The 26,636-nt window shown below is 43.8% G+C and carries 17 protein-coding genes and 4 pseudogenes; 15 read left to right on the top strand and 6 right to left on the bottom strand.

Annotated features, from left to right (window positions below; all coding sequences use genetic code 11):
* Positions 1-85: 85 nt before the first annotated feature.
* A pseudogene (locus N5E84_RS20625) lies at positions 86-793 on the bottom strand (Bcr/CflA family drug resistance efflux transporter); the annotation flags it as partial.
* 167 nt (positions 794-960) lie between these two features.
* Between N5E84_RS20625 and N5E84_RS20620 the strand changes: the two are divergent.
* The gene (locus N5E84_RS20620; RefSeq protein WP_076611988.1) at positions 961-2,130 is read left to right on the top strand and encodes an ISL3-like element ISVa10 family transposase; all 1,170 of its coding nucleotides are present in this window, start codon (positions 961-963) and stop codon (positions 2,128-2,130) included.
* A gap of 13 nt (positions 2,131-2,143) precedes the next feature.
* Here the strand turns inward: N5E84_RS20620 and N5E84_RS20615 are convergent.
* Positions 2,144-2,647, bottom strand: a pseudogene (locus N5E84_RS20615) (MFS transporter); the annotation flags it as partial.
* A gap of 345 nt (positions 2,648-2,992) precedes the next feature.
* Here N5E84_RS20615 and N5E84_RS20610 point away from each other — a divergent pair.
* On the top strand, positions 2,993-3,250 hold the full coding sequence (locus N5E84_RS20610; RefSeq protein WP_019282667.1) for a hypothetical protein: 258 nt from the start codon (positions 2,993-2,995) through the stop codon (positions 3,248-3,250).
* A 107-nt stretch (positions 3,251-3,357) separates the two neighbouring features.
* A pseudogene (gene yegD / locus N5E84_RS20605) lies at positions 3,358-4,710 on the top strand (molecular chaperone).
* Here yegD and N5E84_RS20600 read toward each other — a convergent pair.
* A pseudogene (locus N5E84_RS20600) lies at positions 4,701-5,649 on the bottom strand (DMT family transporter). The pseudogenes yegD and N5E84_RS20600 overlap by 10 nt on opposite strands.
* Positions 5,650-5,798: 149 nt before the next feature.
* Between N5E84_RS20600 and N5E84_RS20595 the strand changes: the two are divergent.
* Positions 5,799-6,254, top strand: coding sequence for an Lrp/AsnC family transcriptional regulator (locus tag N5E84_RS20595; RefSeq protein WP_029388319.1), 456 nt, complete (start codon positions 5,799-5,801; stop codon positions 6,252-6,254).
* Between the two features lie 39 nt (positions 6,255-6,293).
* Here the strand turns inward: N5E84_RS20595 and N5E84_RS20590 are convergent, their stop codons facing one another.
* Positions 6,294-7,544, bottom strand: coding sequence for an SGNH/GDSL hydrolase family protein (locus tag N5E84_RS20590; protein ID WP_019282665.1), 1,251 nt, complete (start codon positions 7,542-7,544; stop codon positions 6,294-6,296).
* A gap of 506 nt (positions 7,545-8,050) precedes the next feature.
* Between N5E84_RS20590 and N5E84_RS20585 the strand changes: the two genes are divergently transcribed.
* The 3 genes from N5E84_RS20585 to N5E84_RS20575 all read left to right on the top strand — a co-directional run bounded on the left by N5E84_RS20585 (position 8,051) and on the right by N5E84_RS20575 (position 12,425).
* Positions 8,051-10,273, top strand: coding sequence for a leukocidin family pore-forming toxin (locus N5E84_RS20585; protein WP_019282664.1), 2,223 nt, complete (start codon positions 8,051-8,053; stop codon positions 10,271-10,273).
* A gap of 265 nt (positions 10,274-10,538) precedes the next feature.
* Positions 10,539-11,480 (top strand): lipase family alpha/beta hydrolase, encoded by a 942-nt coding sequence (locus N5E84_RS20580; protein ID WP_019282663.1) that lies wholly within the window; start codon positions 10,539-10,541, stop codon positions 11,478-11,480.
* An 84-nt stretch (positions 11,481-11,564) separates the two neighbouring features.
* Entirely contained in the window at positions 11,565-12,425 is an 861-nt protein-coding gene (locus N5E84_RS20575; protein ID WP_069212133.1) for a lipase secretion chaperone, read from the top strand.
* A 73-nt stretch (positions 12,426-12,498) separates the two neighbouring features.
* Here the strand turns inward: N5E84_RS20575 and N5E84_RS20570 are convergent, their stop codons facing one another.
* Both N5E84_RS20570 and N5E84_RS20565 read right to left on the bottom strand, forming a co-directional pair.
* Entirely contained in the window at positions 12,499-15,255 is a 2,757-nt protein-coding gene (locus N5E84_RS20570; protein ID WP_019282662.1) for an immune inhibitor A domain-containing protein, read from the bottom strand.
* Between the two features lie 195 nt (positions 15,256-15,450).
* A complete protein-coding gene (locus N5E84_RS20565; RefSeq protein WP_017043657.1) occupies positions 15,451-15,696 on the bottom strand; it encodes a hypothetical protein in 246 nt (81 codons plus the stop codon).
* A gap of 506 nt (positions 15,697-16,202) precedes the next feature.
* Between N5E84_RS20565 and N5E84_RS20560 the strand changes: the two genes are divergently transcribed.
* The 8 genes from N5E84_RS20560 to N5E84_RS20525 all read left to right on the top strand — a co-directional run bounded on the left by N5E84_RS20560 (position 16,203) and on the right by N5E84_RS20525 (position 26,355).
* Positions 16,203-16,964 carry a class II glutamine amidotransferase gene (locus N5E84_RS20560; RefSeq protein WP_019282661.1) on the top strand — a complete coding sequence of 254 codons (762 nt, stop codon included), beginning with the start codon at positions 16,203-16,205 and terminating at the stop codon, positions 16,962-16,964.
* A 187-nt stretch (positions 16,965-17,151) separates the two neighbouring features.
* Positions 17,152-19,596 carry a M9 family metallopeptidase gene (locus N5E84_RS20555; protein ID WP_050934241.1) on the top strand — a complete coding sequence of 815 codons (2,445 nt, stop codon included), beginning with the start codon at positions 17,152-17,154 and terminating at the stop codon, positions 19,594-19,596.
* A gap of 239 nt (positions 19,597-19,835) precedes the next feature.
* Entirely contained in the window at positions 19,836-21,017 is a 1,182-nt protein-coding gene (locus N5E84_RS20550; protein ID WP_017045107.1) for a DUF3103 domain-containing protein, read from the top strand.
* Positions 21,018-21,216: 199 nt separating this feature from the next.
* Complete coding sequence (locus N5E84_RS20545; RefSeq protein ID WP_069212134.1) at positions 21,217-22,128, top strand: siderophore ABC transporter substrate-binding protein; 912 nt, start codon at positions 21,217-21,219, stop codon at positions 22,126-22,128.
* A 27-nt stretch (positions 22,129-22,155) separates the two neighbouring features.
* Complete coding sequence (gene vctD, locus N5E84_RS20540; protein ID WP_026027432.1) at positions 22,156-23,091, top strand: iron chelate uptake ABC transporter permease subunit VctD; 936 nt, start codon at positions 22,156-22,158, stop codon at positions 23,089-23,091.
* 22 nt (positions 23,092-23,113) lie between these two features.
* Positions 23,114-24,064, top strand: a complete 951-nt coding sequence (gene vctG, locus N5E84_RS20535; RefSeq protein ID WP_029388317.1) for an iron chelate uptake ABC transporter permease subunit VctG — start codon at positions 23,114-23,116, stop codon at positions 24,062-24,064.
* A gap of 6 nt (positions 24,065-24,070) precedes the next feature.
* Positions 24,071-24,832 carry an iron chelate ABC transporter ATP-binding protein VctC gene (gene vctC, locus N5E84_RS20530; RefSeq protein WP_013868453.1) on the top strand — a complete coding sequence of 254 codons (762 nt, stop codon included), beginning with the start codon at positions 24,071-24,073 and terminating at the stop codon, positions 24,830-24,832.
* A 329-nt stretch (positions 24,833-25,161) separates the two neighbouring features.
* Positions 25,162-26,355 (top strand): acetate/propionate family kinase, encoded by a 1,194-nt coding sequence (locus N5E84_RS20525; RefSeq protein WP_029388316.1) that lies wholly within the window; start codon positions 25,162-25,164, stop codon positions 26,353-26,355.
* The last annotated feature ends 281 nt before the right edge of the window (positions 26,356-26,636 follow it).

Raw genomic sequence — 26,636 nt, 5'->3', positions numbered from 1 at the left:
TATTGAATTGTCGAATTCAGCATTACGTCTAAAATAAAAAAGCAGAGAGGCGGTGACCTGTCTGCTTTTTCTTCATTACAGTTTATTAAACAGCCAATGGCATTTCATTTGATGGATCATGTTTACTGTAAACACGAATCAAACCAACCACAGCAAACACAGACATCAACAGCATCAATGCGCCAAGTGGCATCTGGTCATGAGCTGGAATAGCCGACGCTAAAAGGGTAGCTAAACCAGCCCCAAGGTTTTGCATACCGCCTAACACAGCACCTCCTGTTCCTGCATGGTAAGGCAGTGGTGTTAACGCTCCAGTGGTCGCTGCGGGAAAGAGAATGCCTGCACCGAGAAAATAGACAGTGGCACCACCAATTAGGGTCAATGCGCTGGTTTGCCCCAACACTCCAGGAACAAACACCACCAATGAACCTAATGCTATCGCTACCAAGCCCACATACAAGGCGCTTTTTTCGTTGAAGTTCAACGCAATAACACTCGATAGCGCCGCACCAACTAAATAACCAGGGATCGGTAAGACAAACAATAAGCTGACGGTGGTGGCAGGCAGTTGCAAAACGCCACCAAGTAATACACCTGCAGCGGCTTCAAACACCGCGACGCCAGAGAAAGTCGCCACGAGACAAATTAAATACCCTTGGAAACGTTTGTCACTCAGCACATAGCGATAGCTGTTTGTAACCGATTCGTGTCTGCGAGCCGCTTTAGGCAATGTTTCTACCATACTCGTCATCATAGTGATCACCACGGCAATCGCGAATAGGGATAAAAATAAGGGCTCTTCTCCGCTTTCATGAGTCTGTATGCACAGGCTCATTCATCATAATCACATGATTTATAATGCTTATTTTAAAAATAAGTCAGTAGTCTATTTTGTCGTCTTTGTCTTCCTCGTTATTTAGCTTTAAAGGCCAGTGTGTTGAATCTTGTTCAATAGAAGAAATGTCCCAAGGCGTACTCGTTCGCTGTCGTCGAGATCGTAGGTATAAAGTCAAAGAGCCAATATCAGGGACTTCCTGCACCGTCGATCACTACGTTAAAAGACGTCTTCAAGATTTACCTGTGAGTGGGCGACCTTGTACGATTGAGGTTGAGCTGGCTAAAACTAGAGACAAAGAAGGACGACGGTTGATCGAAGAGACTGAATATGTGGCTAAAGGTGGTCGTTATACCGCTCGCTTTTGCAAGTTCATCAGTGGGTTATGTCGCCATATGAGCATACATGCCGTCTCTCAACATTTAGGAATCCGCTGGGAAACAGTAAAAAATATCGATAGGGAATACTTGCGTTCAAGCCTACCAGCATTAGACCCCGAGAAACTGAATAACTTGGTTCATATTGGCGTCGATGAAGTTGCCAGAGCCAAGAGACACGATTATATGACGGTTGTTTATGACCTCGTCTCTGGGCATTTAATTTGGGTTGAACATGGCCGAAAAGCAGAAGTTCTGATCTCCTTCTTTGAGCAACTATCAGAAGAAACCAAATCAGGAATCAAAGCAGTATCAATGGATATGGGCCAGTCTTACCAGTCGGCGGTCAGGAAAATGCTTCCCAATGCTGATATTGTTTTTGACCGATTTCATGTCATGCAGAACTACTGCATCTTAATCAAAAAAGAGAGAGCAAAAGCTTTTAGAAATGGCTCTCACGACGAAAAAAAAATGTTGAAAGGAACGCTCTTCCTCCTACTGAAAAACGCTCACAAATTGGATGATAGGCAGTCTGACAGACTTGATGACTTACTTGAGAGCAACAAGACTTTGTGCGTTGTTTACATGCTCAAAGAGCAGCTACAAGCCATATGGGATGAACCCGATTACGAAACAATGGTGGCAGCTCTAGAAGCTTGGTGTCGTCTTGCCAAATCGACCAGAATACTTTCCTTAATTAATTTTGCCGATGCTTTATTGGAAAGAAAAGTGGGTATTTGTAACTACGGAAAATACAAACTGACTAACGCTCGGGTAGAAGCAGGTAATGTCTCGATTGGCTTACTCAGACGAAGGGCAAGAGGGGTGAGAGATACAGACTATTTCAAATTGAAGATCAGACAAACATCGGTTCCCGATACACACTCAACTTTTTACCCAAATATCAAGCTCACCTAAGCGGAGAAGAGCCAAATAAGTAACTAGAGCGCCAGCCAAAACTTTCTGTTAAGTAGCCACCAAGAACAGGAGCAATGAGTGGCGAAAAAATAACGCACATGCTGATAAGGCTATTGGCCTTATGTAATTCTGCTCCTGAAAAACAGTCTCGAGTAAGGGTTCGAGACATTGCGCCACCACACCCAATGCCAAGCCCTTGAATAAAACTACCGACCAAAAACCAATCGTATTGATGAGCAAATAATGCGAGTAGCGATCCTACAATATAAATCAGCAACCCAGCGATAATAATCGGTTTGCGTCCTAGACGGTCTGACAATGGACCATAGACAAATTGTGATAGTCCATAAGGGATTAAATAACATGCCATGACCGCCTGCAGTGATGCAGGAGAAACTAAAAATTCTCCCGCCATATGGCCAATCGACGGGACGTACATCGTTTGTGTCATTTGACCGACAGCGGTCAAAATCGCAATTAAAAATGTGAGTTTCACTAACGGAAACGATGCGGACATGGTCTATCTCCTGCACAATGGTGCAACTACGAAATATAATTAATATGAATAATGAAACTAATGGCCAGCGTTAAAAGTATCGCTCTTTCGGCGCGAGATATTAGTGAGGATAGGCGCTTTTATCAATCTAAAAGTGTGAAGTTGAGCAAGATAAAAATCTATGATTTGAATTAGAAAAACTAATCATTATTTGGGTGGGTAAAGAGAAATGAAAGACGGTTCCAATGCCTGTGTTGAGTATGGTTCTTGGTGTCTGATAATGTACCTAGTTTTTCTATTGCTTTTACGCTGAACAGTGACTAATATTTGATGTAAATGAGAATTAATATCATAAAGGTGTGATTAATGATGTTACCTTTACTTGCTGCATTATTATTTATAGTGGGACTTGGCAAAAAGTTGTCGGTTCCAAATTCGTGGCTCTTCTACTATGCACTTTCTGTTGTATTGTTAAGCTGGCTATTCAGTATGAACCCCATTTTTATCCTGATCCCGTTGTTTATCTTGTCACCTTGTCTTATCCACTATCGACATATCAAGGCGATTAAAATAGCTTATGTGGGCTGTCTGCTGCTGTCTTTTTTCGTCTCTTGGCTTGTGTAAACCAATCCATGTCTTTTCTCGCCAGACATTCCAAGTAGTTTGGGGATAGTATTTGTGAAAATCATAAGGTAGGATCGCCGGCCTTTTTCTGATGCTAGGAGGTAGCGATGTTTATTGGTTTTGACTATGGAACGGCGAACTGTTCTGTCGCAATGATGCAAGATGGGCAACCAGCATTGTTACCCATAGAAGGTAAAAGCCACTACATTCCTTCGACAATATGCGCCCCGACGCGAGAGTCCATTTCTGAGCATCTGTTCCGTCATCATAATATTACGCCAAGCGATAAAATTGGTGAGCAAGTACTTCGTCGCGCGATCAATGTGAATAGAGAAGAGAGTATTGAACTTGCCGCGCAAGACATTGCCTTTGGCCAAGCGGCGCTCGATCTTTATCTGCAGGATCCGCGCGATATTTATTACGTTAAATCCCCTAAATCATTTCTAGGCGCGGCAGGTTTACGTGATGTGCAGGTCAGTTTTTTCGAAGACTTGGTGTGCGCCATGATGGTCAATATTAAGCATAATGCAGAGCAGCACCTTCAGCGCACCATCCAAGATACTGTGATTGGTCGTCCTATTAACTTTCATGGCCGAGGTGGTGAAGAGGCCAATCGACAAGCGGAATCTATTTTACAACGTGCGGCGAAACGCGCAGGTTTTCAGCACATCAGTTTTTAGTTTGAACCCGTTGCGGCGGGTTTAGAATATGAAGCGACTCTGGTGCAAGATCAAACCGTACTGGTGGTTGATATCGGTGGTGGAACCACCGACTGTTCATTGCTAAAAATGGGGCCGAGTTGGCGAGGGCGTGACGACCGCACCGCGAGTTTGCTTGCGCATAGTGGCCAACGGGTCGGAGGCAATGATCTTGATATCTATATTGCTTTCAAACAGTTGATGTCTTCTTTTGGATTAGGAAGTAAAGCCATTTCTGGCATTGATATGCCGATCACGCAGTTTTGGAACCCGATTGCAATTAATAACGTGGAAGCGCAACGTGACTTCTATGCTCAGCAAAACTTGGCAGCATTGAAATTGCTACACAAAGAGGCGCAGCAACCAGAAAAGTTGGCGCGTTTGCTGAAAGTCTATTTTGAAACGCTCGGCTATCAAATTGTACGCCGTGCAGAAGAGGCAAAAATTGCTCTATCTGATCTTACACAATGTCAGGTGGTGCTCGATCTTCTTTCTGAGCAGATCGAAGTGCAAATTGAGCGTGAGCAAATGATCGACGCCATTGAATCCCCTAAAGCGAAAATGGTGGAATTGGTCAAAGAAGCGGTTGAACAAGGTGGCGTAAAGCCGGATGTTATCTTTATGACAGGCGGATCTGCTCGTTCTCCAATATTACGCCAAGCGGTAGAGCAGCAACTGCCCCACGTACCCGTTGTCAGCGGTAACTACTTTGGTTCAGTGACTGCTGGTTTGGCTCGTTGGGCAGAGATTTGCTATCGCTGATATGAGCGCTTAGCGCTTCGTTTTTGATGCGTTGGGGGCCGGTAATATTGCGAATGATCGTGTTTCATTAAAATATTACTGGCAACCAAGCTACCTAAGCTTATCAATCCTAATCCGATCCAAGTCAAAGGCGTTGGCATCTCACCAAAAACGGGAATCGCCAACAAGGTTGCCACGACTGGTGTTGCAGAGCCAAAGGCAGCGGAGCGTTCTGCGCCGAGTGTTGAAACTGCATATAAATAGGTAAATGCTGCAATGAGCCCCGCCCCGACACCTTGCAGCAGTGTGTGTCCCGCCAGTTCTTTCCACGGCCAGTGTGCAAAAGAGTGTGTGGCTAAGTAGCTATCGACGATGCCTAAAGCGATTAGAACGGCCAATAAAATAGTAGAAAGTAAAGCAACCCATCCCGCGCTGACGAGCGCATGTAAATTTGCTACCCGCGCACAAATTGTAAACATCGCCCACATCAGGCTGCCGGTTAAAAACATCAAATGCCCGGTCAAACGGTTTGACTCAAAATCAGTGGCACTTGAATAGAGGAAAATACCAACCCCTGCCACCACTAAAGTCAGCCCAGCTATTCGATGGCGACTTAACGGCTGTTTAAACAGCAACACCGCGATACCCGAGACAAACAGCGGCAGCACGCCCGGAACAAGCGCGCTACCATCAGAAACCGGAACGTATTGCATCGCTTGTCACTAGTAAATAGGGCAATCCGCAGCCAATAAATAGACCAATCAAGTAACGTATAGGTACATTTTGCAATTGATATCGAGTTCTCCAAACCAATGGAGAGAGCAACAAAGCGGGCAGTAAAAAGCGCGTTAATGCAATATCCGCAGGGGTTAATAGGCCGCTGGCTCCTGCCTTTAAAGAGAGGAAAAAGCCGGACCATAATAACAGTGTGGTGCCTATCGCGAGGTAGCCATAAATCATAATTTCATTCACATCAATGGATGGTTTCTCACCATTATCTATGGTTCGGCTTACTTTTATCCGGCAAGTTCACCCTTATTGCTAGATGGTTTAGCACTTATCCGCTATAAATTAGCAAAATATTAGTGGATTTCATCAAGGATCGAGTAATGGATAGAATAGACCGCCGCATGTTGACCTTATTACAAACAGAGGCACGCTTAAGCACCGCAGAGCTTGCAGAAAAGGTTGGATTATCCCCTTCTCCCTGCGCAAGACGCTTGAAACGATTAGAGGAGAGCGGGATCATTGATGGCTATCAAGCTCGCTTAAGCCGGCAAGCTGTCGGGGTCGGTATGACGGTTTTTGTTGAAGTTAGCCTGAATAATCATCAAGCCGCTTCCATTGATAGTTTTGAAGAGGCAATCAAAGAGATGGAGGAGGTGATCAGCTGCCATGTGGTTTCAGGTGCGTATGATTACTTGTTGGAAGTCGTTAGTGCCAATTTATCAGGGTACGAAGCATTTACGCGTCAGTTACAGCGGCTCAACAATGTAAAAGATATGCATACCCACCTCGCCATGCGTCAAGTGAAAGCCGCTACCGCGATGCCTATTTGGGTCTAGAGACAGCACTTTGCGTGCTGTCTTCAAGGTTAGGCGTGCTTATTCAAATTGAAATGACGCGAGAGAGTTTTTACTGATTTCGTTGGCAATCAATTGATGGATGGCCGTGGTAGGGTGCGTTACGCCCCAAAATACGTATTTGTCAGAGCTATGGTAAGCGCAATCATTGGTTAAGCTATGACGGTACAAGTAATCTAAAGCTGAATTGCGATTGATGTTGAGGCATGCATCGGTCGCATTTTCAAAGCCGTATTGCTGTGGATTGGCTGTGAGGTTTTCAAACAAGCTATGAGCATCAAACAGGATGATATTTACCCCTTGCATCTGATAATACAGTGCTTGTTGCTGAATAAACGCATTGAAGGTGGTGATCTTAGCGCTGACTTTCGCTATCTCTTCTGCTGTTGAATATTTGAACTGCGGGGCTTTGGTTGCATCGGGCAGGGTGAGTAGAATAATATTTTTGGCCCCTGAATCCACAAGACGAATCATCGCGCTGCTAAAATCTGCTTTGACTTCATATACTTCACGGTTGTAATTCATAAAGTCATTTAAGCCAAATTCAAGGGTAAAGAGCGTATTTTCTGGCTGGTAGTTTTTGGCCATTGTCATGTAATTTAGATAAGAGCGGACTTGATCGTTCACACCCGTCAGCGCGATATATTGATTACGCCCTGCGGCACCGCCAATCGCCCAGTTATATACAGGTAAATTGTGCATTTTTGCTAAATACTCTGTCCACACCAAACCATTGGAAAAGTGTCCTAAAAACCAAGAGTTAGGATTGGGAAATTTCCATTGTGACGCATTGAATATATTTCCTGTATCCGAAAGGCTGTCACCTATGGTCACCATTTTATTAATGACGGGTTTGGCATTTTGTTTATCGTTAGTCCAGATCGAATGATTGTATGAGAACCTATTGTCTGCTGCGAAATAAGTAATATCTGCAGAATCGTGACTGACGCCGAGTGTCTCTTCACAACGCTGTTTTATTTCATATTGTGAGGTGTCGGTATAAAACATATTTTTAAAGCGCACAGACGACCACCAGTAACCACTAATGGTGTAGTCATTTCCTTGTTCATCTAATGCCCACTCCCAATCTGTTGCTGGGTCATCATGATTGCCAGCGGGCCGATACCAACAGCGTACATAAGTGTAGGTTTGCTTATTTTGCGTATTCATTACGCCATAAGCGGTAACTGGTTCTGAGGTGGTATCCGTATTTTCTGCAATCGCCATGGAGAGTGGCAATATTGCGGTCATCAATAACGTCATTAGTTTCATATTTTTTTCTTATTGGTTTAGGCACGTATCTACTAAAGAATAAGTGCGAAAGTGAAATTAAAAAACTGGTCAGACCTATTTTGGATTTATGGTGTTAAGCGTCAATCAATAAACGACTATGTTGAACATTATTTGGTATTAAGATCAAACAATGAACTGTCAGTGGAGAAAATACGAAGGGTTTTTATAAATCCTAATTTAGATAAATAACAATAAGGTTTTGCTTTATTAATTTTGTTCTAATGTTAAATCTTAGTAGCTTAATAAAAATATCAATAAAATTATAATCAGTCAATATGTGTAAAAATCAAACAGTTTTATTGTGATTTTAAGCCACATTAAAAATCATTTCTCTTTGTGTTTGTTATTTTAAGATCTATTAATAATTCGCCACAAAGGTGCCAAAAAACCAATGTCCTTTTATTTTGTGGTCTGAAAAAATAAAAAATGGGTATTCATTTTCTTTTAAATACTGTGATAACAATAAAAATGCTTACGAGGTTTATATGTCAATAAACAGAAGAAAAGCACTTGGCGCTATTGCCATTATGTCAGGTTTGGTATGGAACACCGCTCAAGCTGACGTGAATCAGCCGCAAGGTTTGGCCATTGAAATGTTCAGTGAGCTTCAGGATGACAGCCAAATCAATTACTTCAATGCGAGCTATTGGTTACAAGGAGAGGTTGAGCCCCCGACACTAATGCAGATGCGTGACGATGTACTGAACCAACATATGCGCTATTTTGTCGATTTCAGTACGATTGAAGGTGAGTCGCAAAAGACAGAGGCGAAAGCATTGCTCAGGAAAAAACTGGGCTTAGCGTTTGCCAGTGACTTTTTGATCATCACTGAACACAAAGGAGAATTGTTGTTCACACCGTTAGATGACGAGAATGATGCCAACATTCGTCTACTGGAAGCCGCCCCAATTGCCCATTCTCGTCAGCGCCGTAGTACGGCCAGTATGGTGTCAAATAGTGGTTCGGAAACGAACTCTTTGCCACACGTCGCGTTTTATTTGAATGTCAATCGGCCTATTACTGATAATGAATGTACGTTTAATAACTCACATCTTTGGGATCGAGGTACGCGAGTGTTTTGCGATAACCCGAATATCTCTTTGATCTATAGAGTTAATTTAGAGCGTTCATTACAATATGGCACCATTGGCTCTGCGACACCGGACGCGAAAATTGTTCGCATCAGCTTAGATGATGATACAACGGGTGCGGGGATCCATCTCAATGACCGTCTTGATTATCGTCAATCAGGTGCTGATTACGTGACATTAGATGCTTATTTCCGAGACTGGTCGACCGATGCCATCGCTCAAGACTATCAATTTGTATTTAACTCTTCGAACAACAAAGCGCAGATCTTAAAAACGTTCCCGAGAGAAAATCTCAATGCCGAATATGAGGTAAAAGAGGTATCCGGCTTCCAGCTAGGGGTGAGTGGTGGTGTCGAGGTTAGTGCTGATGGGCCTAAAGGAAAGTTAGAAGCTAATGCTAGCTACAACCAAAGCCGTTGGTTAACCTTTAAAACGCATGATTACCGTGTTGAACGTAGCACTAATAACGCGCAAAACGTCAGCTTCAAATGGAATCGTAGCCAATATGCGACCGCCGAATCGATGATGAATCGCTCTACGGATGCAATATGGGTCAATACTTACCCTGTGGATACCAACCGCATTAACCCGATTGGTTACGCAAGCTTTGTACCAAAAATGGATGTGATCTATAAAGCCGCTCCCAATGTGACGGGGACAACGGAGTTCACCATTGACTCTTCGGTCAATATCCGTCCTATTTATAACGGTGCTTATAAGCATTATTATGTTGTAGGTGGGCATCAGTCCTACCATGGTTTTGAAAATACGACGCGTCGCAGAGTGAGCAAAAGTGCCAGTTTTACAGTGGATTGGGAGCACCCAGTATTCACGGGCGGTCGTCCAGTGAATTTGCAATTGGGCAGCTTTAATAATCGTTGCGTTGATGTGGCCGATAATGGCGTACTCTCTGCCTCAAGCTGTGATGAAACCAAAAACTCACAATCTTTTATTTATGATCAGTTAGGTCGCTATGTGAGTGCAAACGACATCCATCAATGTTTGGATGGACAATCACTGGGTCAATTACAAACCTGTAGTTCGAGTTTAAGTCAGCGTTGGGAATGGATAGAAAACAGCGATAAGCTGAGTAATGTTTTCTCTCATGAGTTACTTGGTCATGATAAAACCAGCGGTGAGTTAGGTTTGTATGCTGATGGCAATGATCAGGTAAGTGTGCGCACCATTACCGCTTACACCAACGTATTTCATTCAGATAGTGAATCGGCCGTATTTGGGTTTACATCGGGTTCATTGGCCTTACAAGATGTTGGTCAATCGGGGACACTGTATATTCGCCATGGTGCTGCGATTGATGCAATTGGTACGCAAGCCAATGCGATGCAAGGCGGTGAAAGTGGTAGTTTGACTGAAATTGATCTGAAACGCGTTACGCAAATAACCGTTACTTCCGGTGAGTTCAAGTACGGTGGCAACCATTTACTCCGTATGACTTTTAAGCTTGATGATGGTTCAACCAAAGTAGTGGGGTCAAAAGACTACGCAATCAGTACCCACGATGAAGTGTTTGAGTTGCCAGCCGGATCGGCCATTCGGCAAGTCAAGGTTTGGTCTGAAGGTTGGTTAGCCGATGGTATTCAATTTATTATAAAATAGCGCAATCAGTTCATGATTGAGTAGTAAAGAGCGCTCATGCTTTTGGCTTAATTAGCTAAAACGTGAGTGCTCTTTTTGTTAATTCGATGTTAATTTTATCTGTTGTTTTTTTTAGTTCATTCACGAAGCTGGTAAGCCGACATGAAATAAAGTGCTTTTCTTCTAAAGTTAGGGTGCTCCTCAGAGGTCTAATCTCTGGTGTGGTAACGGTAGGCTAGATGTATGCCGCGCCTAAACCAGGCACTACAATAAGAAGGAATTTACTTTGAAAAAAACGATTATTATTGCTGCTTTTTGTCTGCTGAGTACCACGGCGCTGGCGGCAACCAGCACGGTGGCGTTAAGTAAGACAGGCTATACCCAAACCCAGTACCCTATTGTGTTAGTTCATGGCTTATTTGGTTTTGATACGCTGGCCGGAGTCGATTATTTCTACGGCATTCCGCAATCACTGACGAAAGATGGCGCAAAGGCCTACGTGGCTCAAGTCTCAGCAATCAACAGCTCTGAGCTGAGAGGTGAACAACTATTGCAACAAGTGGAGTCACTTTTAGCCGCCACTGGCGCTCAAAAAGTTAACCTGATTGGCCATAGCCATGGCGGACCAACGGCTCGCTATGTTGCATCAGTTCGGCCCGATCTTGTGGCGTCTGTGACTAGCATTGGTGGTGTGAATAAAGGCTCAATCGTGGCAGATTTAGTGCGTGGGCACATTAAAGAGGGCTCCATTTCTGAAGCGATTACCGTCAAAATGGCGCAAGGATTGGCGGGTTTGGTTGGCCTGCTTTCTGGGGGAAGTAACCTAGAGCAAGATCCTTTAGCCTCCTTAGAAGCCTTAACTACCCAAGGTTCGCTAGCGTTTAATCAACACTACCCAGAAGGCGTTCCAAGCAGTGAATGTGGTGATGGTGAATTACTGGCTGACAATGGTGTTTATTACTATTCGTGGACAGGATCTTCGACCTTTACCAACCTCCTTGACCCAACTGATGCTGTGATGATGTTGACTGGGCTTGTCTTTAATGGCCCTAATGATGGTTTAGTCGGCGTATGCAGTACTCACTTGGGTAAGGTGATCCGCGATGATTACCAAATGAACCACTTAGATGAAATCAACGGCTTGCTTGGGATACACCACCTTTTTGAAACTGACCCCGTTACCTTGTATCGCCAGCACGCTAATCGATTGAAGCTTCAAGGTTTATAACTTCGAGGTTGATAGTCTCGAGGTTGATAGTTTCGAGGTTTATAACTTCAAGTTTTGTAACATCAAACTTTATAAGGATTGGCTATGAAAAAGCCCGCACTATTTGGTTTTATCGTGATCATCTTGGGGAGCATCGGTGCGGTGCTTTTTCTGCAAAAGCCAGTATCATCACAGAGCGCGTTACAAACGCCATCTCAACAAGATACGCAGATAGACAGTGCATCGAGTCTTGATTTAATTCACTATTTTATCTCTACATTAGGAGAGAGCTCATTGCCTGAGGTTGAGCTGCGCATTGCCCAGCATGCTGAGCAGGATGATGGCGTGGTGATCGATCCAATACTTTTTGAACAGTTTATCCAATACAAACAAGCATTAGCTGAGTTAGAGGCTAATTCTTCCATCGCCAATCTCGATCTTGCTACCTTAGCTGAGATCAATCAGCAGTTACTGAAAATACAAAGTCAATTTTTTAACGTTGATCAGCAAAGTATGCTGTTTGGTGAAGAGAATGCGTTGCGAAATTTAGCATTAGAAAAGCTGCGCATTAAAGCTCAAGCAGTCGATTCATATGATGAGCAGTTGCAGTGGCAAACGTTATTAGCGCAGCAGCCAGAATACATTCAGCGCAGTGAACGCAATGTACAACTACTGCCAGCACTCAACGCGAGTCGCCATTTGTCCACGCAAGATCAATACTTAGCTTGGAACGAGTTGGTTGGCGAACAAGGAGCACAGCGGTTAACGCAGCTTAGTGAACAACGAGAGCAGTTTTCTCAGCATCTCGAAAACTATTTACAACAGCGTTCGGCGGTGCTTGAAAATACGCGTTTGAGCCAAGATGAAAAAAATCAGCAAATTACGCAACTGCGTACCCAAACGTTTGAGGCCAAACAACTCAAACGCGTCGAGGCTTTGGAAAGGTTAAGTGATCAATCGCTTTAATTCTGTTTATCCAATAAAGAAGAGCGCGACCGAAGCCGCGCTCAAGTTCTCTAAGAGAAAATAGAATAGGTGGTTACAAATTCACCACAATGGTGTTAGTCACTGTTGCACCTTTGTCATCCATCACTTTAATTTTCACTTCATGTTTTCCAGAGCTTGGGAAAATGGCGGTGAAGAGTTTGCCACGTTTTATTTTTCCATTCGGCAGGGTCCATTCCGTATCGACAATACGCCCATCGCTATCGCTGCTGGTCGACCACATTGTTACCCAGCGTCCAAGGTGGATGTACTTAGCACTGGCTTGCGGTAATGCGTTAGGCACTTCAACCTGTGTTGTGCGCGTAGTGGTGTTGGTTGCGCCTTTATCATCCGTTACGGTTAGGCTTACGGTGTATTGCCCTGCTTGGGTGTAGCTCCAGCTTGGCGCCATTTCGCTGCTCATTTGGCCGTTACCAAAATCCCATGCGTAACTAACTAGCTCGCCATCTTCATCATGGCTGTAGTTGAGAGCACTGACAGATAAACCGTCGGTTTTAAGCTCAAAGTTAGCGACAGGAGCTTGGTTTTGTTCGCTGACTTTTGATAAGCGAATTACGCCGTACTCATTGTCTTGGCCTTGGTTGAGGATGTCGATCATCAAGCCAAATTCCGTTAACTTACGCCCAGCATCTGGTACTAATGGTGAGCTGTAATCCGCGCCATCAGAGAAATTACCATTACCGATTAAGCTTGTGTCTTCGAGCACATCACCATCGGCAGCGACTAAACGTAGAGGTGTTTGATCTTGCAATGAGAAGGTTGCATCTCGCACTTGGAAGCGCGTTTGTGCGGCCTCACCGGTTTTTGACCAAACCAATGCGTTTTGATCCGCATCGACGACACCTAACCAACCTTCACCTGGGTGGTTACCTACCCAGTTATCCGTGTAAGATTCATCCACATACCAAACCAGTAGGCCGGGTTCGAAAGTCATCAACTGGCCCATGCGTTTGATATTGGCTAAGCCTTGGTCGACGTCATTGTGGCTACGCCATTGCAGTAAATAATAGTGTGGCGCTTCATGAAAGCCATTGTTGGTGGTGTAACCTTTAAAGGCGAAGGTGGATGTTCCTTCGGCATCATCAATAAGGGTTTGCTGCCCGTCGACCTCTAACTGTAGGTTATCAAGGTAAAGACCTTCCATGGCTAAGCCGCCATCAGTGACATAGTCAAAGCTGAGTGTCACTTCTTGGCCTGCCCACTGGGAGACGTCAAATATCGCATCGACCCAGCCATCCGACTGACCAGCAATAGCAGGTACAAGCCCTGTATTGTACGGGTCATCCATGGTGGTGATGTTACCAGCAATCGCTTTACCATTGATCAGTACGCGTGCAAAGTCGTAGTCTTTTTCAATCTGATACCATGCTTTAAAATTCAGCGTAGCTTGTTCACCAGCAGGGATAGAAAGCTTACGAGACATGCTATTTTTCAGATCATCGCCTCGGTTTGAATAAAAAGCGGACGAACCTTGATAAGGCTTCACCCCATCAACACGCTTCAGTGGTAAATCAATCTTCACCATATTTGGTCGAGCATTGTCAGTGGTTTGGAATAGGGTAAATACGCGAGGGTTTTTCTCTAACTCTGCAATCGAAATTTGATCGTCATTGATCCAACGACCACCGACCGCTTTTTGTAAGAACTGTTTAGACCAAGAGCTGAATGCCGTCGGTTGTGTTCCGCCAATTTTTCCGGCCCAACTGCCAGAAGACATGATGGACCAATAGGAAACTGGTTCACCTTTACCTGTGTATTGAGTATCGTATTCGTCAGGCAAACCTAAATCGTGGCCATACTCGTGTGCGCAAACCCCAGCGGCCGCATCAATCGGTTGCATGGTGTAATCAAAGGCGGCATATTGGCCGTTAAAGCGATCTGGAAGCGTACTTTTTGTGCCTTGAAGGACATAAGGTTGGCCGAGATTATAACGGTGGGACCATATGGCGTCAGGTCCAAGCACACCGCCGCCGGCTTCTTCACCAACGGATGCATGGAACACCATCAAGTGATCGATTACGCCGTCCGGTTCGCGGAAGTTGCCATTACCATTATAATCGTAACGATCTTCAATATCGTAATCGGCCAGATTAATACTAGGGTCTTGCGCTAGTTGGTTCAGTGCTTCGCGCACCAACTCTTGCGCATTCATATCTTTGTCTGTTGTTGCAGAGTTGCCCCCGTAAAACGCGGCGTTTTTAGACGCGCGATACCAACCTGCGGCTTGCCCGGCCACACTGTAGCTTTGCCCAGACTCGCTTTCATAATACTGACGCATCGAGATGAAATTTTCTCCATTAGGGCCTGTATAGCCCGCATCGGAAAAAAGCAGATCTTGATAGTGAGGTGGATTGTAGCTGGCATAGAGCATTTCAGTATGCTCTTTGGTCAGGCGGTTATCGTTCCAAGGTAAATCGGGAAAATCAATTAAAAGAGCTAATACCTTATCGGTGCGTTTGGTGCTGATATCGAGAGCAAAAACGCTGGCTTTTTGCTGGCCTTTTTGTTTTTCAATGGTCTTTAATACCCGTGCACGTTGCTCAAGAGCTTGCTTACCAAATTGCGCATCGCCGTGGAAGCCCGATTTGATTTTCTGCTCTAAATAACGATCCAAGGCATCGCGCTTGATTGCATCGGTAGCATTGGCATCCACAACACCGTTACGAACTAACATTTCAATGAGTTTATCTTCATTGACTACCCCTAAATCAATCGGGGTGTGCGCATAAGCACTGACGTTAAATAGTGTTACCATTGCTGACGCAAGCAAGGTTTTCCTTATGTGTTTCATCTGCTTTCCTTATTTGTCTTTCTGTATTTATGGTATTAACAATTTCACTGAACTGATTTCCATACGACTGAGAACTATAGAGAATAGATGGCTTTCATCGCCATAAAATCGAATTCATGGACGCAATGAGTGGCTGGTATATTCTTATCTAGGCAAGTTTTCTGAGTGTTATTCAGTGAAGATTGAACGGGTGATTTAGTCGCTCTTCGGTGGAGAAATACACGCTTCTTCTTGATGAGTTGTCGAATTGAGAGACTTTTCTTTGTGGTGTTTTCTTTGTAGATAAAGAGCAAGTGCTTGTTGTTGCTGTTCTGATGTCAGCCCTTCACATATCACACCTCGTTCGATTAATGAGGCGAGCAACCGTTCATCATCAACTGAAGATTGAGCAAGGCTAATTGATGAGTAACTAATTAATAAAAAATAAATTAAATGTTTCACAGTATATCCATATAATGTGTGAATTATTCGTAACAATCTATATATCAGTCATACGCATAGCAAGTGTAAATAATTGTTGTTTTGAAATAATATCATATTTTAAACATAACTAGTTAACATTTGGTTTGTTTTTAATTGATAAATATGTCGGTTCTTTATTCTTAAATTTAGAATTAATAATTGATGGATTTGTATTTTATTCTTAGTGATGAAGATGAAATTCTTTAGATAAATAAAGTGATAGGTTAGAATTCAATCGAAAGTAAATGTTGGGTCAAAACCAACAATGACTAATAATAGGTTTAGTATTTTTAATAATATGAACTTTGCTAAAAGATGATCTTAGTTCAATAAATAATTCATCATTTAAGCCTGCATTTAAGAGTCATTAACTTGTGGCGTTGATGAGCCAAGTGGCAAAGGTATCGTTGCCTGGACACCTTGCAGCCATTGAGCAAACGTGCTTTATTGAAATCAGTGACTGATTATTTTGGAATGTTTGCATTATGTGCCGCTGGCTCGCCTACCAAGGAACTCCTATCTACCTCGATCAACTGGTTTATCAACCGGAACACTCTCTCGTGCACCAAAGTTTAGAAGCGCGTAAAGCGGTCACCCGTGTCAACGCTGATGGGTTTGGGCTGGGTTGGTATACCGAACGCACTACACCGGGGCAGTTTCATGAAGTCTTACCCGCTTGGGGAGATGAAAACCTGCGATCCTTAACGCATCACATTCGTTCTCACCGTTTTATGGCACATGTGCGTTCGTCCACCGGAACGCAGGTTTCCCGTTCTAACTGTCATCCGTTTATTTTGGATCACTGGATGTTTTTACATAACGGGCAAATTGGTGAGTTTGAAAAAGTGAAATTCGCCTTAGAACGGCAGCTACCGGAATCGCTATACGTCAAGCGTGTTGGGACAACGGATAGTGAATTGATTTTTTTATTGATGATGAGTAATGGGTTACGCAGTCAGCCAGTACAAGCCATTACGACCACGATTGGTCAAATTGCGCAGGCTTTGGCGGAGAAACAGATAGTCACACCTTTTAAAGCTTCGATTTGTATCTCTGATGGGCAAGATTTTTGGTTAGTGCGTTATAGCTCTGATGGTAATCCGCCGACCGTGTTTAGTAAAAGCGAAGGCGATAATATGGTGGTTGCGTCAGAACCCCTTGATAGTGAAAGTGGTTGGCAAATGATTGAGCCGCAAACCATTACTCATGTGATTGGCACTCAATGTACTGTGTATCCGATCACTTAGTTAGTGGTGGAAAAATTAGTAATGTATTGATATATAAGATCTATTGGTTAATCGATTGCTCTCTCATGAGAGCAATTCTTTTTTGAAGTAAGATCCTGATTTCTGTGCATCAAGTTTCATTTTGTTGATGTGATTCTGATATAAATCGCGACTCATTCATTTCTATGATCTATAGAGAGTCGTTACTATGCGTATTGCTCCGGTTCCATCTATTCATTCCCCTCGTCCCAAACCTAATGCTTTGCTATTGGCATTATCGTTAGCAGGATTACCGTCTTTTTCTTATGCATTAGATGCCTGCCAGTTTAATGATATCACCCAAGCACAAGAGCCAATTTTAGCGATTAAAAATGCACAACCAGCCTGTTATAACTCGTGGTTTTATACCGATAGTAAAGCCATCTTGGGTCTATACAGTGAAAATAGTATAGACAGCATTAACCGAGCGCTGGCGTTAGAGGTTTCGCAATATCAAGGAACAGAAGCGCAAGCCAAATCTATTGCTAATCTGGGGGAGTTTATCCGTGCCGCGTATTATGTGCGCTATGGTGTAAAACAAGATTTTGGTGATTATTCGGACCAATTGAGTAATGCGATTGCGGATACGATTAACCAGTTTATGTTATCGCCTTATAGTTTGAGCTTAGGTCGTGAACAAGTGGCGGCCATGTCGAGCTTAACGTTAATGGTCGATAACGTGAAACGCCTACCTTCAACGATGGCGAATTTCATCGTGCTATTGGACGCCTTTAACCCACAAACGGCGCAAGATGTGCAGTTTGTTGATGGTTTAAATAACTTATTTCGATCCATGAGTGGCCATGCTTCGCGTGATGATTTTTATCAACATATTGAAGCCCATCCAGAATATTTGGAGACACTGTACCGTTTTGCCACTGAGCATGATTGGGCGTTAGGAACCGATGCCGATTTCATTTTGTACAATGCGGTGCGTGAAACGGGGCGCTTACTGGTTAGCCCTTACCCAAACACCAAAACTCGAGTCATTGCGATTTTAGAAAAAGTATTGGAACGTTACCCGCTGGGTGGACGTAGCGATAAACTCTGGATTGCTGCGGTTGAAATGCTTTCTTACTACGCGCCAGAGACATTGGAAGCGCTTAATTTAACGCAAGCTAAGCAGCAACTTGAACAGCGTATCATGCCAAATCGTCATCAATGTGATGGACCTGCCATTATCCGTTCGCAAGGCTTAACACCACAACAAGCAGAGCAAGCGTGTGAAATTTTGAATGAGAAAGAAGCTGACTTCCATGCCGTTGCCAACACAGGTTTCACGCCCGTGGCCGATGATCTCAATCAACAAGTGGAAGTGGTGGTATTTGATAGCAACGAAAGTTATGTCAGTTATTCCAACTTCTTGTTTGGCAATACTACCAACAACGGCGGGCAATACCTTGAAGGCAACCCGGCTGATACCAACAACACAGCGCGCTTTGTCGCTTACCGATATGCGCAGGATGAGGCGTTGTCTATTCTCAATTTAGAGCATGAATATGTGCATTATTTGGACGGACGCTACAACCAATACGGTTCGTTTTCTCTCAATTTAAGTGAAGGCCATATCGTGTGGTGGTTGGAAGGCTTCGCTGAATACATGCACTATAAAAAAGGCTACCAAGCGGCGGTAGACTTAATTGCTGAGAAAAAACTGAGCCTCACGCAAGTGCTAGCCACTACTTATCAAAATGACACCAATCAAATTTATCGCTGGGGCTATTTAGCGGTTCGTTTTATGCTGGAAAACCATTCCAATGAAGTGGATCAACTGCTAGCGCTATCACGTAGTGGCGATTTCAAAGCATGGGCTGAGCAAGTGAAACGGATCGGCAAAAGCCTAGACAGCGAATTTTCAACTTGGTTAGACACTTTGACAACGGACAGTGGTAATCCAGAAGATCCGACTGTGCCGCCAATTCAACCAGAAGACACGATGAATCATTTAGCGTTAGGGCAGAGTGTTACCTTGTCGGGTGAGCAGTACAGTGAACAACTCTATTATATTGATGTTCCAGATAATATCAGTGAATTGTCGATTAATATTAGCGGTGATGGTGACGCCGATCTTTATTTAAGTTATGAAAAAATTGCGCATTATTATGATTATCAAATAACAAATTTTGAACTGCATAGTAATGAAACAATTGCACTAGAAAAACAAGCCAATGGTACCGTTTTACCGGGTCGCTATTATTTTAGTATTACGGGTAGAGAAGCTTACCAGCGTGTTGAATTAAATACGAAAGTAAGTTACGCCATTACCGATAATACGCAAAAGCCTAGTGATGATTTAGCACCTGTTGTTCTCGAAAATCGTCAGCCAATGACGTTGGGTATTCATCAAACTCGCTATGCAGCGATTTATGTACCAGAGGGAATGAGCACTGTCAAAGTTTGGCTCCAGCCTATTGATAAGATGGCAGCCCACAATGTTGATCTTTATGCAGAAAGCGAGCACTGGCCTACATTGACTCATTTTGACCAAGCGTCTAAACGCGCTGATAGCTATGAGTATATTGAATTGCCAGTAACACAAGCGGGCTATGTCCATTTCATGCTTAATGCACAGCAAGCCAATAGCCAAGTCGAGCTCTATGCAACTTATGAATAATTAATGAATAAAAAGAAGTGTAAAAGCACTTCTTTTTATTAAAATCATATAATTAGCCAGAAAAGTAATAGCTATATTAACATTATGTAATTTAATCTTTACTTAATAATAATTTGATCTTGTGGGAAGAATATAAATTAACACTCTATTTATTTCTTGAAAGAATAGCATTCGGTGATATTGTGTTTTTATGTAGAGTTATTACTCTATGTTGTAATTAAAAATATTAAGGGTTCATTATGAGATATATAACACCCGTTTCATTACTGCTTGTGGCCACTATTATGGGGTGCAACTCAGAAGAAGCGACAACCAGTAGCACCAGCCAATCTAATGCTGATGCGATTGCACAGCAAAAAAGAGCGTTAGCACTGCAACTGAGTGAAAGTTACGCCGAGCTTGAAACCACACTTAAAACTGAAATCAGCGCGCAAAACCTATCCATTTCTGTTTCCACTTTGTTTGAAGAGCAGCCTGATTCTGATTTTAGTCAACAGATGGTTGTAGCAGACGCGCAAATTCGTTCAATGAAAGGCATTGAGGATTTTACTGAGCAATTGCTGCAACTGCGTATTGCCGATGCGTCGATGATTAAAGAGTGGCAAGAAGGGCAAAGCCCGTTGTTTGCTTTTGAGCCCAAAGGTAATGATGCGTCTTGGCAATATATTGAAGCGTTTGATGTGTACGGACAGGTGCATCAACTGGATGTATATCAAATGCCAGATGTACCCGTTTTCGTGGTTGATAGTAATAGCGAAGTGGAATTGCGCGCAGGCTTACAAGCAATGCGTGCACAGATGAACGCATTGGGTCAATCGACCACATTGACCACAGTAGAAAGTGGTAGCGTCGCCGCGCAAGCGATGGCCCGCAGCAGCGATAATAGCGCTGAGCCTATTTCCACCACAGTGCTGAAAAAAATTCGTTTAGCGGATGACAAAGAACCGTGGATCTCTGGAGCGGCTGAAATTTATGCGATTGTTACAGGCATCAATCCAAGCCGAGATGAGCCGACCATTGACTTAGTTGAAATGCCTTATTTGGATTACGACAAGCAAGATTACTTCCCAAATCAAGTGATGATCCAATGGTCTCGTTACCGTTGGGGCGCAGCCGATCTTATCTTGATGGAGCAAGATGATGGTACCGATTATAAAGAGCTGGCTAAATTACTCGTCAAAGTAGCGGAAGAAGTGCTGAAGCTTATCCCTGATCCAGAAGTGCAGGCGTATGCGATTATTCCGCAAATCACGGGCAAGATCATTGATGCGATTCCCGATGGTTTACTGGTCAACGACGACGATTATGTCGATGTCTTTTACACCTTGATGCAAGACACCAGCTATGTTGATCATCCTGGAGCGAGTGGTAACGCAGTGGCCACTTTTGAGCCTTTGACGATTAACCCGACACGTCCATAACATTTCTCTCCCCCTAGCTAGAAAGCGAGCGCGAATCTCTTATTAGCGCTCGCTTTTTCATCATTCTTGCTGCTTCTGATCATCATGGCTGATTTTGATGTGAATAGGGTTGCTTGAACGACGGTCAACGATTATATTACCCGAACTTAATGCGAATGCTTATCAAAATCTGTCGCAGTTATTTTGAATGGGAACCTATATGAAATCGTTGTTTAGTTTGGCAGCACTTGGCTTGCTTACCTCTTTTACTCTCAGTGCTAAAACCGTTTCTGTGGATCATCAACTCGGTACCACGACGATCGAGCAAAATCCGCAACGTGTGGTTGTCATTGGTTTAGGTGCGTTAGATACGTTAGATCGCTTTGGTATTGAACCTGTTGCGGTATCGAAAGTGACTGAACTGCCGAATTATTTAGCGAAGTACAACAGCGATAAATACGCACCTGCTGGTTCTTTATTTGAGCCTGATTTCGAAACCATTTATATGCAAAAACCAGATGTGATTGTGATTGGGCCGCGCGCCGCAACCAGTTATGACGAGCTATCTAAAATTGCACCAACTATCGTTTTTGCAGCCGATGCAAGCCAAGGCTACTGGCAGAGTACACAACAGCAGTGGCGTAATCTAGGCAAAGTCTTTGCTATTGAAGATCAAGTGGAAGCCAAAATTGAAGATTTAGATAAGCAGTTTCAAGCACTTCGTAGCTTTAATCAGAACAACCAAATCGATGCGCTCACAGTGATGAGCTCTGGCGGTAACATTACCGCTTTTGGGCCTGAATCACGTTTCTCGGCGGTGTATAAAGATTTTGGATTCAAAACGACCGTCGATAGCATCAAAGCGACACGTCATGGCGATCTAATCTCTTATGAATTTATTCGCGAACATGATCCTAAAACCTTATTGATCATTGATCGTGATACGTTGGTCAACAAAGGGCAAAGTCACACTCGCCAAGAGTTTGAAAATGACCTGATTAAAGCGACTGCGGCTTACAAAAATAAAAGCATGGCGTTTTTAGACCTTAATGCTTGGTACCTATCCATTTCTGGTGTGACTGCTACCGAGCAGATGATCAGCGACGTTAGAAATGCTGTACACATTCACTAATTTGCCACAAACAAGCTGAGGTTAGCTTTGAAAAAGTTATTGCTTGCTTTGTTGGTAGTCAGCCTATCTTCACTGTTTGTGGGGGTAGGCAATCTATCACTAATGGCATTACTGCAAGGGGATGCCCATGCTTGGCAACTGCTCTTTACCAGTCGTTTGCCACGTTTGTTGGCGATTGTTTTAGCCGGGGCAGGGCTCAGTATCGCGGGTCTTATTATGCAGCAAATCAGCCAAAACCGATTTGCCGCGCCTTCTACCTCCGGTACCATTGAATGCGCCATGCTGGGCTACGTGTTGAGCTTAGTCTTTTTTGGCCACGGTGAAAGCTTGTGGCTTATTTTCTCGGTTTCGATTGCGGGCACTTTGCTGTTTGTGCAACTGATTCAGCGCGTGCAGTTTAAAAATGCCATTTTTGTCCCTTTGATCGGCATTATTTTTGGCAATGTGGTGGAATCCGCCGCCTCCTTCATCGCTTACAAATACGATGCGATACAAAACCTTTCTAGCTGGACGGTAGCCAATTTTGCCAATTTGCTGAAAGGGGATTTCGAACTGCTCTATATTGCGATTCCGGTTGCCCTCTTTAGCTATTTGTATGCGGCGCGAATTTCGGCCGTCGGCATGGGTAAAGATTTTGCTGTGAACTTAGGGCTTAACTATCAGCAAGTGCTGGTGATTGGCGTTTGTTTGGTGTCGGTGATGTCTGCGACGGTTGTGATGATTGTCGGTCAACTGCCTTTTTTAGGGTTGATTGTGCCTAATTTAGTCAGCCACTATTACGGTGACAACTTGCGCAAAAATATCCCTCGTACGGCCATTTTCGGTGCGTTATTGGTGCTGCTATGTGATTTGGGCGGCCGTTTGATTATTTTCCCCTATGAAGTGCCGATTTCGATGATCATCAGTATTCTCGGTGGCAGTGTATTTATTGTGTTGCTGTTGCGAGGCCAACGCCATGGGTAAGTCTGTATGTGCGAGCATCACTTTGCGTGATCATACCAAACTGTGGTTACTGGTTTTGGCTTCTCTGCTTTTTGCTGGGTTATTTATTGGTGTTGGATTGAACGCCGGCAACTATCACTATTTTCTTTCTCGTCGTGTACCCAAAGTATTGGCGATGGTGTTGGCGGGCATTGCCATTGCGCAGTCTTCTTTAGCATTTCAAACCATTACCCACAACCGAATTTTAACGCCCAGCATCATGGGGTTTGATTCACTCTACCTGTTTGTGCAGGTGTTAGTGGTGACTCTTTTTGGTGGCCTAAGTAGCTACGCGCTCAATGCTTACCTCAATTTTTCGTTGTCCGTTGCTGCCATGTTGCTGTTTTCTAGTTTGTTGTTCGCTTTTTATTTTCGTAAGCAGCAGAGTAACTTAATGGTGTTGTTGCTATTAGGAGTCATTCTGGGGCAACTGTTTTCCAGCATTTCCTCCTTTGTGATCATGCTGATGGATCCGAATGATTTTTCATCGGTACAGTCCAATATGTTTGCGAGCTTCAACAACGTGAAAGTGGAACTTGTGTATTGGGTAACACCGTTACTGCTGTTGGTTTGCTTTGGCCTGTTTCGCCTGCATCGCGTGTTGGATGTTTTATGGTTGGATAACGATAACGCGGTCAGTTTAGGGGTGGATGTACGCCGAGTGACGCACCATGTTTTGATGCTTAGTGCGGTATTAATTGCTATTTCTACAGCTTTAGTTGGGCCCGTGATGTTCTTTGGCTTATTGGTCACCAACTTAACGCGCGAGTGGTTTCGTTCATACCAACACCGAACCTTATTGATTGGTTGTTCCGCGATGGCGGTGTGTGCATTGCTTTCTGGTCAATGGGTGGTTGAAAAAGTATTCCAGTTTGAAACAACGCTGAGTGTGGTGATCAATTTCATCGGAGGCCTCTATTTTCTCTCCCTCCTTTTACGTAATAAAATGGTTTAATTTCATATGATTCAGCTAGATAAACTGACTAAAGTGTTTGGCCAACAAGCCGTTGTGGATAAGGCCTGTGCGCAGTTTGAAAAAGGCAAGGTCACTTCAATTATTGGCCCTAATGGTGCAGGGAAAAGTACCTTACTGTCGATGGCCAGCCGTTTGGTTAGCCGTGATAGCGGTAAAGTTTGGATTGAAAGCAAAGAGCTGGTTGAGTGGGATACTAAAGCGTTGGCTAAAAAGCTGTCGGTTCTGCGTCAAGCCAATACTCTGACCATGCGTTTTACCGTGAAAGAGCTGGTGGCTTTTGGCCGTTTTCCTTATTCGCAAGGTAAATTAACGGCCAATGATCATGCGATGATTGAGCAATCGATCGAATATCTTGATCTTAAAGCGATAGAAGATAAATACCTAGACGAACTGAGTGGCGGCCAACGCCAGCTGGCCTTTATTGCCATGGTGATCGCCCAAGATACCGATTACATCTTTCTCGATGAGCCATTGAACAACCTCGATATCAAACACTCATTGCAGATCATGGCCACTATTCAGCGTTTAGCACATGAGTTGAATAAAGCGGTGGTCGTGGTGATTCACGACATCAATTTTGCATCCTGTTACTCCGATTCCATCATTGCGCTGAAACGAGGCCAAGTAGTAGCAACTGGCACAGTACAAGAGGTGATTCAATCGTCGGTTTTGAGCGATATCTATGAAACGCCGTTCAACGTATTAGAAATAGAAAGCAAGCGTATTTGTATGTATTACACCCATTGATGCGGTTTAACTGCCGGTGTGCGTAACGTTACGAGTACTGAACAGAACGCTTTCGATTCACCGTAAGCCCCCTTTTTACTGCCTAATGTTGCCAACGCAAAATGGTGGAAGCGCAGACATTTACTGCGCGCTACAGGATGGACTTAAATATTGATATATTTCTCACTTCAAAAGAAATAATAACTTGCCTCAGATCAAGAAAAAATCGTTTGGCATGATGCTGAAACTAAAACAAAGTTGAAAGATTAAAAAATTATTGAATAATGAGGGTCACGTAAACCAAGAAGTTGTATACTTCAACACTTAGTCTAAAACAGGAAACTTACCCCATGTCGAACTCGTTTGTTTTGGTTATTAACTCTGGCAGCTCATCACTGAAGTTTGCGGTGATTGATTCAAATACGGGGGATGCCGTACTGAGTGGTCTAGGTGAATGCTTTGGGCTTGATGATGCCCGTATGAGCTGGAAGTTTAACGGAGAAAAAGCCAATTGTGCGATTCAAGGTGAAGCGAATCACCACCTGTTGGCGGTTGCAAAACTGGTTGAGCTTGTGAAAAGCTACGGCTTGATTGATGACGTCGTTGCGGTTGGGCACCGCGTAGTACATGGTGGCGAGAAGTTTACTAAGACCGTTAAGTTAGACGAAAAAATCGTCAACGAAGTTGAAGCGCTTAGTGATTTAGCACCGCTACACAATAAAGCACACGCGATTGGTATGCGCGCGGCAATGCTAGCGTTTCCTGAGTTACCGCAGTTTGCTGTTTTTGATACCGCTTTCCACCAAACCATGCCAGCAAAAGCCTACACAGGTGCGATTGCAAAAGAGCTATACACTGAGTTTGGTATTCGCCGCTATGGTTTCCACGGAACCAGCCATTATTTTGTGAGCCGTGAAGCGGCAAAAATGATCAACAAGCCAGTTGAAGAAAGCAGCTTTATTTCTGTTCACCTTGGTAATGGTGCGTCAGTGTGCGCAATTAAAGATGGCCAGAGTGTCGATACCAGTATGGGTTTTACACCGCTTTCCGGTTTGATGATGGGCACTCGCTGTGGTGACCTTGACCCCGGTATCATTGAATTTCTATTGAAGAAGGGTTGGACGCAAGAACAAGTGTTTAATTCATTGAACAAAGCCTCTGGTTTCTTGGGTGTTTCTGGTTTAACCAGCGATGCACGTGGCATTCTAGAAGCCATGGAGCAAGGTCATGAAGGCGCTACATTGGCCTTCCAAGTCTTCACCTACCGTGTGGCGAAATACATCGCATCATACCTTGCAGCGCTTGATTCGCTCGACGGTATTATTTTTACCGGTGGTATTGGCGAAAACGCATTACCTATTCGTCGTGAAATTCTACGCAACCTGAAAATTCTTGGTTTTGTGGAAGATGAGCAAGGTAACGAGCAAGCTCGATTCGGTAATGCTGGCATTATCGCAAAATCAGACATGCTAAATGCAGTAGCGCTTGTGGTACCAACTAACGAAGAATTCGTGATCGCTCAACAGTCGGTTGAGTTGCTATAATTACATTTAAAATCAAATAGATAAAAGCGAGCTTAGTGCTCGCTTTTTTTGTACTCATATGTTGGATAGACCATCGCTAAGGATGTGCATGGCGACCCCCCCATTACTAGCTCTATTGACTTCTACAATTCATTTTTTTGCATCTAAGTTAGCGAGGTTAGTACTGGGTTGTTGATGTCGAGTAGACGACACCTGTTACCAAGTGTCGTCCCTCTAAGAACCCAGCGTGCAACTTTCACCGCACTAGGCTCAAGCCTTCACAAAGGCACCTGATGGCACCC

This window comes from Vibrio sp. J502 (genome assembly GCF_025397955.1).
Taxonomy (GTDB): domain Bacteria; phylum Pseudomonadota; class Gammaproteobacteria; order Enterobacterales; family Vibrionaceae; genus Vibrio; species Vibrio anguillarum.
The sequence above is the reverse complement of the archived record's forward strand: the minus strand, read 5'-3'. Positions and strand labels throughout refer to the sequence as shown.

Excerpts from the sequence above, each read along its gene's own strand:
- N5E84_RS20620 (WP_076611988.1), top strand. The coding sequence starts at position 961 with ATGTCCCAAGGCGTACTCGTTCGCTGTCGTCGAGATCGTAGGTATAAA.
- N5E84_RS20610 (WP_019282667.1), top strand. The coding sequence starts at position 2,993 with ATGATGTTACCTTTACTTGCTGCATTATTATTTATAGTGGGACTTGGC.
- N5E84_RS20595 (WP_029388319.1), top strand. The coding sequence starts at position 5,799 with ATGGATAGAATAGACCGCCGCATGTTGACCTTATTACAAACAGAGGCA.
- N5E84_RS20590 (WP_019282665.1), bottom strand. The coding sequence starts at position 7,544 with ATGAAACTAATGACGTTATTGATGACCGCAATATTGCCACTCTCCATG.
- N5E84_RS20585 (WP_019282664.1), top strand. The coding sequence starts at position 8,051 with ATGTCAATAAACAGAAGAAAAGCACTTGGCGCTATTGCCATTATGTCA.
- N5E84_RS20575 (WP_069212133.1), top strand. The coding sequence starts at position 11,565 with ATGAAAAAGCCCGCACTATTTGGTTTTATCGTGATCATCTTGGGGAGC.
- N5E84_RS20570 (WP_019282662.1), bottom strand. The coding sequence starts at position 15,255 with ATGAAACACATAAGGAAAACCTTGCTTGCGTCAGCAATGGTAACACTA.
- N5E84_RS20560 (WP_019282661.1), top strand. The coding sequence starts at position 16,203 with ATGTGCCGCTGGCTCGCCTACCAAGGAACTCCTATCTACCTCGATCAA.
- N5E84_RS20555 (WP_050934241.1), top strand. The coding sequence starts at position 17,152 with ATGCGTATTGCTCCGGTTCCATCTATTCATTCCCCTCGTCCCAAACCT.
- N5E84_RS20550 (WP_017045107.1), top strand. The coding sequence starts at position 19,836 with ATGAGATATATAACACCCGTTTCATTACTGCTTGTGGCCACTATTATG.
- N5E84_RS20545 (WP_069212134.1), top strand. The coding sequence starts at position 21,217 with ATGAAATCGTTGTTTAGTTTGGCAGCACTTGGCTTGCTTACCTCTTTT.
- vctC (WP_013868453.1), top strand. The coding sequence starts at position 24,071 with ATGATTCAGCTAGATAAACTGACTAAAGTGTTTGGCCAACAAGCCGTT.
- N5E84_RS20525 (WP_029388316.1), top strand. The coding sequence starts at position 25,162 with ATGTCGAACTCGTTTGTTTTGGTTATTAACTCTGGCAGCTCATCACTG.